The 12,972-nt window shown below is 36.7% G+C and carries 13 protein-coding genes; 2 read left to right on the forward strand and 11 right to left on the reverse strand.

From position 1 onward, the window contains the following. Nucleotides 1-40: 40 nt before the first annotated feature. The 8 genes from NE363_RS10055 to NE363_RS10090 all read right to left on the reverse strand — a co-directional run bounded on the left by NE363_RS10055 (nucleotide 41) and on the right by NE363_RS10090 (nucleotide 9,300). Complete coding sequence (locus NE363_RS10055; protein WP_019459027.1) at nucleotides 41-1,510, reverse strand: adenylate/guanylate cyclase domain-containing protein; 1,470 nt, start codon at nucleotides 1,508-1,510, stop codon at nucleotides 41-43. A 52-nt stretch (nucleotides 1,511-1,562) separates the two neighbouring features. Further along, a complete protein-coding gene (locus NE363_RS10060) occupies nucleotides 1,563-1,997 on the reverse strand; it encodes an HIT domain-containing protein (RefSeq protein ID WP_004701924.1) in 435 nt (144 codons plus the stop codon). A 199-nt stretch (nucleotides 1,998-2,196) separates the two neighbouring features. Then, entirely contained in the window at nucleotides 2,197-5,658 is a 3,462-nt protein-coding gene (gene mfd / locus NE363_RS10065; RefSeq protein WP_445534967.1) for a transcription-repair coupling factor, read from the reverse strand. 134 nt (nucleotides 5,659-5,792) lie between these two features. Continuing rightward, nucleotides 5,793-6,149: a hypothetical protein gene (locus NE363_RS10070; protein ID WP_004701928.1), complete on the reverse strand. Its 357-nt coding sequence runs from the start codon at nucleotides 6,147-6,149 to the stop codon at nucleotides 5,793-5,795. Nucleotides 6,150-6,233: 84 nt separating this feature from the next. Then, on the reverse strand, nucleotides 6,234-7,166 hold the full coding sequence (locus NE363_RS10075) for a Dyp-type peroxidase (RefSeq protein WP_445534968.1): 933 nt from the start codon (nucleotides 7,164-7,166) through the stop codon (nucleotides 6,234-6,236). Nucleotides 7,167-7,311: 145 nt separating this feature from the next. Next, nucleotides 7,312-8,091, reverse strand: coding sequence for a glutathione S-transferase N-terminal domain-containing protein (locus NE363_RS10080; RefSeq protein ID WP_086497279.1), 780 nt, complete (start codon nucleotides 8,089-8,091; stop codon nucleotides 7,312-7,314). Nucleotides 8,092-8,115: 24 nt separating this feature from the next. Further along, nucleotides 8,116-8,622 (reverse strand): ribonuclease E activity regulator RraA, encoded by a 507-nt coding sequence (gene rraA / locus NE363_RS10085; protein WP_240286468.1) that lies wholly within the window; start codon nucleotides 8,620-8,622, stop codon nucleotides 8,116-8,118. 12 nt (nucleotides 8,623-8,634) lie between these two features. Continuing rightward, nucleotides 8,635-9,300: an NAD(P)H-binding protein gene (locus NE363_RS10090; protein WP_077163999.1), complete on the reverse strand. Its 666-nt coding sequence runs from the start codon at nucleotides 9,298-9,300 to the stop codon at nucleotides 8,635-8,637. A 212-nt stretch (nucleotides 9,301-9,512) separates the two neighbouring features. Here NE363_RS10090 and rpsT point away from each other — a divergent pair, with 212 nt between their 5' ends. Then, a complete protein-coding gene (rpsT, locus tag NE363_RS10095; RefSeq protein WP_002117906.1) occupies nucleotides 9,513-9,779 on the forward strand; it encodes a 30S ribosomal protein S20 in 267 nt (88 codons plus the stop codon). 58 nt (nucleotides 9,780-9,837) lie between these two features. Here the strand turns inward: rpsT and NE363_RS10100 are convergent, their stop codons facing one another. Both NE363_RS10100 and NE363_RS10105 read right to left on the reverse strand, forming a co-directional pair. Beyond that, the gene (locus tag NE363_RS10100; protein ID WP_049065819.1) at nucleotides 9,838-10,572 is read right to left on the reverse strand and encodes a histidine phosphatase family protein; all 735 of its coding nucleotides are present in this window, start codon (nucleotides 10,570-10,572) and stop codon (nucleotides 9,838-9,840) included. Nucleotides 10,573-10,628: 56 nt separating this feature from the next. After that, nucleotides 10,629-11,486, reverse strand: coding sequence for a 3'(2'),5'-bisphosphate nucleotidase CysQ family protein (locus NE363_RS10105; RefSeq protein ID WP_445534969.1), 858 nt, complete (start codon nucleotides 11,484-11,486; stop codon nucleotides 10,629-10,631). Nucleotides 11,487-11,791: 305 nt separating this feature from the next. Between NE363_RS10105 and NE363_RS10110 the strand changes: the two genes are divergently transcribed. Continuing rightward, the gene (locus tag NE363_RS10110; RefSeq protein WP_039251368.1) at nucleotides 11,792-12,160 is read left to right on the forward strand and encodes a hypothetical protein; all 369 of its coding nucleotides are present in this window, start codon (nucleotides 11,792-11,794) and stop codon (nucleotides 12,158-12,160) included. Between the two features lie 53 nt (nucleotides 12,161-12,213). Here NE363_RS10110 and NE363_RS10115 read toward each other — a convergent pair whose 3' ends face one another. Beyond that, nucleotides 12,214-12,873, reverse strand: coding sequence for an SOS response-associated peptidase family protein (locus tag NE363_RS10115; protein WP_445536378.1), 660 nt, complete (start codon nucleotides 12,871-12,873; stop codon nucleotides 12,214-12,216). Between the last annotated feature and the right edge of the window lie 99 nt (nucleotides 12,874-12,972).

The following is a 12,972-nucleotide window of genomic DNA, read 5'->3' on the forward strand; positions in this document are numbered from 1 at the left end:
AGTGAAAAAGCTGCTTCGGCAGCTTTTTTATTCTTGTAATTTATATTTGGTTTTGCTTTTGATCAATATTTATCTGTTTAACTTCATCTTCAAGTTTAAGCTGAGCCACACCTTGAGTATTAATCAAAGTTTGTTGAACTTTAATGCGTTGAATCATTTTTTCAAGCACTTCAACCAACTCTGGATATTCGTAGTTCTGTACTTCTTCTAAGTTCAGGACTAAATGAAAACCTTTATACTCATAATCAAACCATTGCTGATGATCTGACTTGTTACCTGTATATTTTTCCATGACTTGCCATGTTTTTACTGCACCTTGAATACCTTTTAAATAAATAGGTGTTTTAGGTGCACATAGAAAATCACTTTTAATAAGTTGATAAGTATCATCAGAAATGAGTATCTCATCGATTTCAGCAGCATATTGTAAACGTGCCGCCAAATTTACATCACGACCCACAATCGTATAAGCCATACGATGTGTTGCCCCGTAGTTCCCAACGTGGCAATAACCCGTACTAATCCCCATACGGATATGTAAGGCTGAATATCCCATTTTCTTCCAGCGTTCGCGCAACAACTTCATTTGCTGACGCATAGCAATTGCCATTTCTACACATGATTTGGCATCTTGCTCAACACCTTGTGAGTTCGGATCTCCAAAAAATATGAGAATCGCATCTCCCATAAATTTATCAACAGTCGCCTCGTATTGCTTCGCAATTTCAGTCATATGACTTAAATAGTCATTAAGCAAGAAAGCCAAATCATCTGGAATTAAGGTTTCGGATAACTCAGTAAAACCCTGAATATCAGAAAAGAATACTGTCATTTTCTTACGTTTATATTCAATTTTTGCCTCAGCCTCACCGCGCATAATAGATTGCCATAGCTGTAATGGCGCATAGCGGCTTAACTGATTAGCAAAAGCAATATAACGTGTCATTTGATCATAATAATGCTGACGTTGCTGACTAATTTTTTTGACCCAACGATGTTGGTAGTAATTACCAATGGTTATAAACATAACCAGACCAAGCAAAGTAATTACTGTAAGTTCTTGGCTAGTAGCTTCAAAATATGGATGGAAACCGAATAGGAAAAAAGTACTTAAATAAAAAATAATCGCACCAAGTAAGCTCGTTAAACAAATCACTGCAAACGAAATACGACTATTAATAGCTGAGTAAAATAAGGCAAAAACTGCAATAAATGTTGGAACAAGATTAAGGTGTACTCCTGCAAGAGTAACTGCCACCACAATCGTGTCTATGGCAAAAAAAACACTTTTTTGTGTTTTCTTATCAAATTGATACTGTAACCAATGTTCTAATTTAGAACTGATAAAAAGTAAAAAAAGAAAAAAAGGAGGAATATAGATTTGATAATTAGTATTTGGTGAGGTGAAAGCATAGATCACTAAAATCAATGACAGAATTGAATATCCCATCAAACGATGAAAATATGCAAACTGTTTAGGTTCTCGATCTATAAACCTCTCTAATTGCACCCTATCCTCCACATTTCAATGTAGCCACACTGAGATGTGGCATTACATTGATTTAATCCATGCGCCAATCAAAAGGCATATCACCTTGACCACGTAAAGCAAGCATAAGGGTCTGACGCATGTGAGCTAAAACATCACTTGTGTATGGCACTGCTGGTGTACCCCACACTGGTTTAGGCCAAGCTACGTCATTTTGATAGCGGACAACATGGTGGAAATGTAATTGAGGTACCATATTACCTAGAGCTGCAACATTCATTTTGTCAGCACGAAAAACGCGAGCTAACTGGCTAGATAACCAGCTTGATTCACGTAAGAACTGTTCTTGGTCAGCTTGGCTCAATTCGTATAATTCCGTGATTCCTGGTACACGTGGTACTAAAATCAACCAAGGAAATTGCATATCATTCATTAAACGACATGTTGAAAGCGGAAAATCGCCTACAAAAAAAGTATCTTGAGCAAGTTGTGGATGCAAACTAAACATATCTTTTATAAATGACAATAAACAATAATGGCTAATACTATCACATCAGTTTTGATGTGAATATTATTAGTAGCCTGTTTGCTTACAAATAATAATGATTTTATGCACTTATTCATATCTCAAGGTATAAATAGTACATAACTTTCAATTGTAGCAATACAAATGTCTTACTCAGTTATCGTTTATAAAAAAACATATCTCAGACATGTAGTTCACTCATCAATTTTTGTAGTAGATCATTGATAAATTGAATCCGTTTTTCATACTCTTCGAGCTGAACCATTACCTTTAAACGTTGACCACCTTCCATACGATAATAGGTCGGATTCTTTTGCATCAATTGAATAATACTAATCGCCTGAACTGGGGTATCTGGTGAAAATTCAACATGTCCACCCTGAGTATTAATATCAATTTTTGTAATACCTAAATGTTCTGCTTTTAAGCGAATCTGATGCACACTAAACAAGTGTTTAACCGACTGTGGAGGAACACCAAAACGGTCTATCAGTTCCATTCGGATATTATCTAATTTTTCCTGAGTATCGGTACTACTAATACGCTTATAGAATAATAATCTTTGATGAACATCGCCTAAGTAATCATCAGGGATCAGCGCAGGAATATGTAAATTAATTTCAGCAGTTAACGACAATGGTGCATCAAAATTCGGCGTTTTACCTTGTTGAATTGCTTTGGTCGCTTTCTCAAGCATTTCCATATACAAGCTATATCCTATCGCTTGCATTGAACCACTTTGTTGCTCACCCAATAACTCACCAGCACCACGAATTTCTAAATCTTCAGTAGCAAGCATGAAACCTGCACCCAATGTAGAAGCGCGTTGAATTGCATCAAGGCGTTTTTCAGCATCACCTTTCAAATGTTTGATTGAAGGTACCAATAAATAAGCATAAGCCTGATGATGTGAACGGCCCACGCGCCCACGTAGTTGGTGTAATTGTGCTAAACCGAGCTTATCTGCACGTTCAATTATGATTGTATTGGCATTTGGAACATCAATACCCGTTTCAATAATGGTTGAACACACTAGCACATTATATTCTTTGTGATAGAACTGCTGCATGACTTGCTCAAGCTCACGTTCACGCATTTGTCCATGTGCCACAGCTACGCGTGCTTCAGGTACAAGAACACGGATATTTTCAGCAGCTCTTTCAATGGTATCTACTTCATTATGCAAGAAGTAAACTTGTCCACCACGTAATAACTCACGCAAAACTGCTTCTTTAATCGAAGCATCTGTATGCTCTTGCACAAAAGTTTTCACTGCTAAACGGCGTGCAGGTGGAGTTGCAATAATTGACAAATCACGCATACCAGAGAAAGCCATATTAAGCGTACGAGGAATTGGTGTTGCTGTAAGAGTCAACATATCAACATCGGCACGTAAAGCTTTAATTCGCTCTTTATCGCGTACACCAAAGCGATGTTCTTCGTCTACAACCATTAAGCCTAAATCTTTAAACTGAACATTTTCTTGTAATAGCTTATGTGTACCTACCACAATATCGACTTTACCATCAGCCAAGTCTTCAATATTTTTCACATGAGTTTTGTTTGAGCCAAATCGTGATAATACTTCAATACGAACAGGCCAATCAGCAAAACGGTCTTTAAAAGACTCATAGTGCTGTTGAGCGAGCAATGTAGTAGGAACTAAAACTGCAACTTGTTTACCATTTTGTACTGCAACAAATGCTGCTCGCATGGCCACTTCGGTTTTACCAAAACCTACATCACCACATACCAATCTATCCATTGGTTTTGCTTGCTGCATATCATGCAGCGTAGCTTCAATTGCATTGGCCTGATCAAGCGTTTCTTCATACGCAAAGCCACTTGCAAATTGCATATAAAGTGATTGATCTAATTCAAAAGCAAAGCCAGGTTTTGATTGGCGACGTGCCTGTATATGTAAAAGTTCGGCTGCAACATCATGAATTTGTTCTAAAGCCTTACGCTTTGCCTTATTCCAAGCATCTGTACCAATTTTATGTAATGGTGCTAAATCTGGATCACCACCACTATAACGGCTAATCAGATGCAAGTTTGTTACTGGGACATAAACTTTAGCATCTTCAGCATAATCGAGTTGCAAGAACTCATAGTCTTGCCCTTCGATAGCAAGTGTAATTAAGCCAGCATAACGCCCCACGCCATGATCAATATGCACAACAGGAGCACCAATACTAAGCTCAGTTAAGCTTCGAATCAGAAATTCTTCAGAAACTTCCTGTTGTCGCTTACGACGACGCTGTACAACTCGGTGTTCATAAAGCTGATTTTCTGAAATAACTGTTAATTGATCAGTTATAAGTAAGCCACGGTCTAAAGGTGCATTGGTAATCGCAATTGCAAATTGACTGGTTTTGAATTGCTCAAAATTCTCTACATTCGGAATTTCCCCCAAACTTGAACGCAATGCATCTTTTAAACTTTCTCGACGTCCTGCACTTTCCGCAACCAATAGAACAGGATGGTTTGCTTCATCAATATATTTTTTTACAGCTGTAAATGGTTTTTCTTTTTTTGGGTCGACCGGTAATTTAGGTGGTTGCTCAGTTTTAAGGTTAAGTGCACCAGCTTTTTCTTCAATCGTTTCCGCACTCACAAGCATTCGTGGAAACTGATTTAAAGCACTCAACAAATGATTTGGAGAAATAAATAACTCTTCAGGAGCAAGAATAGGTTGATCAATATTATGACGTCGATCTTCATAACGACGCATAACTTCTTTCCAGAAGTTAGTTAAATCGGTATCAACATCATTGGTTGTAATTACAATGCAATTCTTTGGCAAGTACGTTGTAAACATACTTTGCGATTGCATTTGTTCTTTATCAAAAAACAAAGGTAAATAAAACTCAATTCCTGGAGATGCGATGCCATCTAAGACATCTTGATAAATTGGATTTTTCTTAGGGTTTGCTGTCGGGAAAAACTCAGAATAACGATCTCTAAAAACTGACCGTGCTTCTTTTAATGGAAATTCCTTAGCAGGTAAAACTGTAAAACTTTTTAGCGTTGTAGTTGTTCTTTGGGTTTCAGGATCAAAGAATTTTAAAGAATCAATTTCATCATCAAATAGGTCTATACGAATAGGAGCTTCTTGCCCAGATGCAAAAATATCCATAATACTGCCGCGTACCGCAAATTCGCCATGATCATATACTGTGTCTACTAAGTGGTAGCCAGCCTGAACCAATCTTAATTTTTGCTGTTCTAAATCAAATTTTTGTCCCACTTTTATGTCAAAGTGCTTGCCTAAAACCCATGAATAAGGTGCAACACGTTGAGCCAAAGTACTTGCTGATATGAGTAATACACCTTGCTGCGGCATATTCGATAAAATCGCAAGACGTTCCGAGACAATATCCTGGTGCGGTGATAAACGATCATAAGGCAAAATTTCCCAATCAGGGAAAATTGTCGGTTTTATCCCATAAAACTCAAGTTCACTTTCTAATTGTGCAACATGTTGGTTATTTCGAGCGACTAAAACTAATAAAGAAGAATGCTGAGTCGCAATTTCTTTAAGCAATAAAGCGGTTGATGAACCTAATAATGACCCCACCCAACGCTTTTCACCGGCCTTGAGCTGTTGCAAATTCAATTGAGAGATTTCTTGTTGAAACATGTATATGGCTTTTATGAGCTAAAAAGATATGAGGTTAATAGTAGCATGATGTTTTTATTGAATTGAGTTATTTTTCTGAAATCAAGCTACTACTTTACGATACTTTTTTATAGTTCTTAAACAAATGTTTGAACTTATTTATCACGTAGAAACATCACATAATATTGATTCAATATTTGTATAATTGCTTTAAGTCCAAGTAACTTTTCTTCAGTATTACCTAACCTTTCGACATAGCGTTGGCTTGCAATCTCTAAGTCGATTTTTTCATTAATTTGTGGCGTAATTTGAAATAACTTACGTAAATCATCAAAGTTTTGTAATTTACGATTTGAAAAATATTCAAGATGCTCTGACCATTTCTCGTTAATGACAATATTTTTAATTACGGGTCCACGCTCAGAATCAAAACTAAGTTGATTCTCTTGTAAATATATTTGCTCTGGTGACTCTTTCGAGCCTTGAAAAAGCTGGCTTAACTTTTTAAACATTTCATCACATCATATTAGTTTCAATGTAAATAATGGAGGCAACCTATTCACCTCCATCACTTATGCTTAATTAATTTCTAGCGACTATTCGTCACCCAAATCATCTAGGAAATCTACAGTCGGTACAAAAAATAAAGTACCAGTTTGCGCAGTACTAAAGTCAAGTAAACGGTCAAGATGGCCTTGCTCATTTCCTAGGAACATATTTTCAAGCATTTGGCGCGTTGTACTAAATTTACGTGAATAACCAATAAAAAAAGTACCGTATTCATTTTTTGAAGGATTCGAGAAAGGCATATTGGCACGCATAATTTTTAGTTCATTGCCCTCTGCATCATGCGCTTTACTTACCACATTATGAGCTGTTAAAGGCTTTTCCTCATCACCAAGTTCAACATCATTAAACTTCTTGCGTCCAATCACTTTTTCTTGTTCTGCATCGCTTAAAGCACGCCATTTTTCCATGTCATGAGTATATTTTTGAATAAATGCATAACTTCCCCCGATAAACTCAGGATCTTCACTACCCACTAGCGCCCACTGCGCAGCAATGACAGGTTCAGGGTTTTCTGTTCCATCTACAAAGCCAATAATCGCTCGACCATCGAAATAACGGAAACCATGTACTTCATCGATTGGGTAAGTCACTTTACCCAACTGTTCATTGATTATGCTTCCCAATTCATAGCAGAGAGCTTGTCGATCAGCACGAATATGAAAGAATAAATCACCAGGTGTTGAAACAGCTGTGTACTTTGGGCCTTTTATTTCTTGGAATGTTTCTAATTCTTGAGGCTTTGCTTGCTCTGGAAATAAAACATCCCATGCATTTGAGCTAAAACCGAATGTGGCATTAAATTTACTTTCTGGATAACGATTAGACAAACTTCGAGTTAACGCTGAAAAATTAGCAGCAAAATCTTTTACTTTTTCTACAACAGAATCACCTTGAGCTAACCCCAATACAATAAATAATGCATTTTCACCAGGATGACTTGTTACTGGCTGAATTCTCATACATTCCATAAAAACAGGCCTTATTTTTCACAATTTACGGTAGTAATTTAGCATACTCATTTTTTTATCGTACGATTTCTTATTCTTTTTATGTCTTGAAAGAGACTGAATTTCTCCAATCTCTTTTAAATTTTTTTAATTTATCTTAACTACCATATTGTTGTTTTAAATATTTTACAATTTGAGCAGATTCAAACATTTTAACCCCTGTATTTGGGTCAACCAGATAAGGTACTTGCATTTTACCTTGCATAATCGGCAATAACTTTTCTCTTTTCCCATCTTTTAAAGGTACATATTTACCCGGTTTTAAGCGAAGAATAGCAGGTCCCATATCTTGCCATCTTTCTTTTGCAACATTATGCAAAATATAAGGAATTTCAAGTTCACATAACAAACCTCTTACTACTCTTGAATATGGGCTTGCTTCAAAACTCCATAGTTCAAGTTTTTGCTCAGGTGCAACTCTATTTACTATTTTTTTATTAATCCAGACTCCACGTGCACCATTCAATAACGTCCCTGCAAATGCCAGATATGGCATTTTTGGATAATTTGAAAATTTCTGAGGTGTTTGTCCTGTCTTTCCATAATGTTTAAATAAGTGATGAATAATATCTTGTGATTCGTATAGCTTATCGCCTGTATTTTCATCAATAAAAAAAGGAAACTGTAATTTACCGCCTATTTGTTTTACAACTGAACGATACTTTGTTCCCCCTTTAGGGCACGGATAAATTTCAACATCCAAATTCAAAAGTGTAATCACTTCACGAACACGACGACAAAATGGTGAACCCTCAAATTCATAGAGTTTTAACGCTTTAACAGGTTGATTAGGAAATGCTGTACCTGTAACCCCTCTACCACCCTCAGCAATTGCAGATGCTACTGCTTGCAACACTTTAATTTGATGATTCACCATGTCATGTTCCTTTATATTGTGGAGCTAAACTAATTGTTCCTTAGCAATCACAATTCCATTGTTATCTGCATAAATGAAATCTCCAGATTGAATTGTGACTCCACCAAAATACAAAGGAATATCTACTTCACCAATGCCCTTACGATTACTTTTTTGTGGAATTGCTGCCAATGCATGTACACCTAAATCCAGAGTTGCAAGTGCATCAACATCTCGTACACAGCCGTAAATAATCACGCCATTCCAGTTATTTTTAACTGCCGACTCAGCAATCATATCTCCCATAAGTGCACAGCGCATTGAAGCACCACCATCCACAACCAACACCTTCCCTGTACCATCCGTTGCCAATAACTCTTTTACACGTGAGTTATCTTCAAAGCACTTTACAGTTACAACTTGTCCACCAAAGGTTTGACGCGCACCATAACTTTTAAAGAACTTACCATCCATTGAGGGTATGACCACTTGTAAATCTTTTTCTGGGTTATCATCCAATAAATCACATGTCACAAATGGTACTGTAGACACTTTTATTCTCCCTTATCGAGTTTGCTGTATGCTCAGATTATCATATCGCTTAAATGCTTCAATTTGCGCTAGCGCCGCTACGACCATGGTATGAGCCAATTGCTCAGCAGTAACGGGTTTATATTTGAATGGTTTATGCCATTTATTTTCAATGAATTTAAATAGGCTTTGTCCTAAATCTTCAATAAAACGCACATCGCTACGTTTACCAATTAATAAAGATGGTTGGAAAATCGATAATTTTTCAATATCTAAACTTTGAATATAGTCTTCGAGTTGTCCTTTTACTTTATTGTAAAAAACTGGTGACTTAGCATTTGCTCCAAGCGCACTCACAATTAAGAAATGAATATGTTTATCTTGGATCAAGTCGGCAAAATGAGCATTTATTTCATAGTCAACAGCATAAAAGGCTTTCTTTGAACCTGCTATTTTTAGAGTTGTACCTAAGCAGCTAAATGCATGAGTATGATCATTTACGTCTTCGTCATTAAGTAATAAAAAATCCTCTATGACTAGTTGAGTAACTTTTTTATATGTATTAAGTAGTTGCGATTCTTTTCTAACAACAACCGTAATTGCTTCAAATTCTGGTGTTTGCTCAAGCTGCTCTACAAGAGCTAAACCAACAAGTCCTGTAGCACCTACTACAATTGCTTTTTTCTTGCTTATAGTCATTTTTTATCCAACCTTCTTTAAGTTTGTTTCAAATTTAACCTTTTCTTACGCTTTTAGCAGCCCCTAAAACGGCTTAAAATGCTCGCAAGGCTTGACTTCACGGTGTTGATTCATCACAATATGGCACTTGTTTACGGGCTGGTGATGGTTACACCAGTTTACTGGATTGACCACAGCCCGCCCAGACCAACTTATTTTCAAGGAGTGCAAGAGTGGCAAACTCTGCTCAAGCTAAAAAACGTGCGCGCCAAAACGTTACAGCGCGTAAACACAACGCAAGCTTGCGTTCTATGGTTCGTACTTACATCAAGCGTACTTTAAGTGCAATCGCTGGTGGTGATTATGCAGTTGCTACAGAAGCTTATAAAAAAGCTGTTCCTGTAATCGACCGCATGGCTGATAAAGGCATCATCCACAAAAATAAAGCTGCTCGTCATAAGAGCCGTTTAAATGCTCAAGTTAAAGCGTTAGCTAACTAATTTGAAGCATATAAAAAAAGCCCAATAGGGCTTTTTTTATTATCTATATTTTTTGCTTTTACTGTTCATTATGAAATTTTGATACGTCCAACTCGTAAGCCTTGCCTCTCCAAATCCATTTTAATTTACAGTTGGGAAATTCATCCCCTTCAAACCATACAAATAAACCTTCCATCATTGCAGGCCAATCTGCCTTTTGTATCTGATTATTACCCGAAATTACAGCAACAATCGCAGCAATGATTGTGTCATGACTAACAGCTAAACTTAACCCACTTTTCGTTTTAGGATGAGTCTGATAAATCAGCTCCAACACGTCTAAAACACCCGTAATGGGATGTTTCATACCAGGTAATGCGTTATTCACAAAACTATTAATAAAGCCTAAAGCCCCTTGTTTACGAAAATAAGGGGCGGCTTGTTGAATATCGAGTACAAAGCTTCCCGGTTCTACTAGTAAGCCTTGTTCAACAATTTCAATTGTATGTGTATTCGGCTCAGGGCTTACACCATCTGCACCTTCAATCATAAGCGCAGCAGTATCTACACAACGTTGGATCGGACTAGATATACAATGTTGAATCACACGGTCCGTATTTTTAATTAAATAGCTTCCCCATGCCTGTGCTAGCTCACGCCCTTGAGGAGTAAGTTGCAAATCGTATCCTGCCAAGCCTTGCCCATCGACCAACTCTCTCAGCGAGTGCCGTGTAAAAAGGGTTACAGGGGTTGAAGCATCTGGCAATAAATCAATTGCTTCAAACATGCTTTTAGGCAATAAATCGAGTGCCATTTTATCGTGTCATCTTTTTTCAATACTTTGTCACTATAACATGTCTGGCATAACTCTCAATCCAAAACACCCGATTGAGCCAAAGCTTCAAATGCTATTTTTTTGCTTTGTTGATCACGAAATGCGATAAAGCCCCCGTTTAATACAGTATCACGCTGGTTATATTCAAAGGGTTTACCTTTTAAGGTGAGTAACCCCCCACCTATACTCTCTAATAATCCCTGACCTGAGCTGGTATCCCATTCAGAGGTAGGATGAAATCTAGGGTAAATATCAATCTCACCTTCTAACATCATGCAAAACTTATAAGCACTGCCCGCTTCACGTCGAATCACGGTCCGTTTTTTTTCAATCGGTTCAATAAATTTATGATATTTCGGATTTTTACTACTATGGCTTAAACCAATTTGTACAGGTGCTTGTGTTGAATACGACTCTTTTTGATATTGGTACCATTGTTGTTGGCTAAAGCTATATTTAAAAGGCAACTCTTTTAAATAACCCAAATAAACAACCTGCTCACAAGGTACAACGATTACAGAGAAGATAGTTTCGCGCCCTTCAATCAAACTTAAGTTTATCGTGAACTCATCCCGCTCATGTATGAACTCTTTGGTACCATCAAGCGGATCTAACATCCAGCAAGAAAACCAGTCATGGCGAGCGCTATAGTCACTTTCTTCTGATAAGACAGGTAACTCTGGTGTAATTTCTGCAAGATGTTTTAATAAAAATTGATTTACTTTTAAATCTGCTTGAGTTACAGGTGAATCATCATGTTTTTCTTGAATATTAAACTCATATCCTGCTGAATAGTTTTGATATTCTTGTAATAAAATCTGACTAGCCTCTTCCAAGATTGGTAGCAGCTGTTCAATTAAGGCATCATTGGGACGAGTTGTTGTTATAAACATAAATAAGCTCTATTTACTTTCCTTTTCATTATAAGTGAATTATGACAAATTCAGTATTCAACAAGAGTCTAGTATCCTTAAAAATACATTCTTTTTAATTGAATCATTACAATTTTTTCATAAGCTTTGCTTCAAATCTTGAATTGGTAAAGTACTTATATACAAAAGAAAACAACATTAATTTTTGTATATAAATTCTATTGTAACTTATGAAAAATAAACAACTTAACATAAATTCAAACATTTCATTTTCAAGCATTTCTTGTTATGTTCAATAGCACAATAACAAAACGGAAGACTAAAATATGATGCTATATGGATATCATTTCTCAACAATTGAAAATAACTGGGAAGACTTAACCCCATTAAACGAGTTTTTACAAACATTTGCAGATGATGACGGCGATGTGTCTCAAAGAGACAAAGAATCACTTAAAGAAATTATTGCTAAGTCAGATACCGCTTTGGCTTTGGCTAAAGAAATGGGTTGGGACGGTAGCTATACAGGTTGCCCTTATTTATTTTGGTTACCAAGTAAAAATACGCAATCATTTGAATATGGCTTTGTATTTAAACAAACCTCCGATAACTCAACTTTTGTAATTTCACCAATTGAATTGGCTTATCTAGCACATGATGATCAGGTACAAACTTTAAGTAAGAATATTGACTAACTATAAAGGGTTATTGACTTAACAATTAAGCCAATAACCTTGCTCTACTATTGCTATTCAAACATACTTAATTGAGGCGTAGGTTTTATAATTTTCTCTTTGGGAACATGTAAACATTCAAACTCATCAACAGGGAAACCCTCAATAAAGCTTGAAATATCTGGTGTTTCTAAACTTAACCATTCATCTAAACGATCATGTGGAATCACAATGACTGATCTTTTGACATCGCCCGGTTCGTGAAAGTCTTTCATCATAGGATGGTCAATCGCGTCCATGGTTAACATACTTGCAGAACGAACAATCGTTTCATTCATTTTGCAAATTTCATAGATTGCTGCAATGAAAAATGCCTGTCCATCTTTACGGCGTACAGCCCATCGTTCAGGTTTATCATTTATATATTTACTTTCATAAAACTCGGTCACAGGGATCACACCAAACTTACATTTAAGTGCGGCTTCTTGAAAACTTGGTTTTTGGAAAATTGTTTCGTGACGCGCATTATAAGTATGTTTTGCTATGTTTGTATCTTCCGCCCATTTGGGAACTAATCCAAACATGACTTCACGCCATTCAAGACCTTGCGGTGATTTGAATAATAGCGGCGTTGTGCCAGCAGGATAAACCTCATCGGCATAGCTAAAGCCGACCACAGGCAACTGAAGTTGCTGTAATTGGGCAAGCGTTAAAGGTTTAAAGTTGGCACACATAGCAAGAATAAAACACTGTACTTTTACTTCTCTTATTTTATAAGCATTTACCACATAAACCAAATGAAAAGGCACTCGAAAGTGCCCTTAACGACATAA

It is taken from the genome of Acinetobacter sp. G18 (assembly GCF_052660225.1).

What these genes read in the sequence shown, in the direction of transcription:
- NE363_RS10060 (WP_004701924.1), bottom strand. Translation starts at nt 1,997, where the DNA reads ATGTTTAGTTTGCATCCACAACTTGCTCAAGATACTTTTTTTGTAGGC.
- mfd (WP_445534967.1), bottom strand. Translation starts at nt 5,658, where the DNA reads ATGTTTCAACAAGAAATCTCTCAATTGAATTTGCAACAGCTCAAGGCC.
- NE363_RS10070 (WP_004701928.1), bottom strand. Translation starts at nt 6,149, where the DNA reads ATGTTTAAAAAGTTAAGCCAGCTTTTTCAAGGCTCGAAAGAGTCACCA.
- NE363_RS10075 (WP_445534968.1), bottom strand. Translation starts at nt 7,166, where the DNA reads ATGAGAATTCAGCCAGTAACAAGTCATCCTGGTGAAAATGCATTATTT.
- NE363_RS10080 (WP_086497279.1), bottom strand. Translation starts at nt 8,091, where the DNA reads ATGGTGAATCATCAAATTAAAGTGTTGCAAGCAGTAGCATCTGCAATT.
- NE363_RS10090 (WP_077163999.1), bottom strand. Translation starts at nt 9,300, where the DNA reads ATGACTATAAGCAAGAAAAAAGCAATTGTAGTAGGTGCTACAGGACTT.
- NE363_RS10100 (WP_049065819.1), bottom strand. Translation starts at nt 10,572, where the DNA reads ATGGCACTCGATTTATTGCCTAAAAGCATGTTTGAAGCAATTGATTTA.
- NE363_RS10105 (WP_445534969.1), bottom strand. Translation starts at nt 11,486, where the DNA reads ATGTTTATAACAACAACTCGTCCCAATGATGCCTTAATTGAACAGCTG.
- NE363_RS10110 (WP_039251368.1), top strand. Translation starts at nt 11,792, where the DNA reads ATGATGCTATATGGATATCATTTCTCAACAATTGAAAATAACTGGGAA.
- NE363_RS10115 (WP_445536378.1), bottom strand. Translation starts at nt 12,873, where the DNA reads ATGTGTGCCAACTTTAAACCTTTAACGCTTGCCCAATTACAGCAACTT.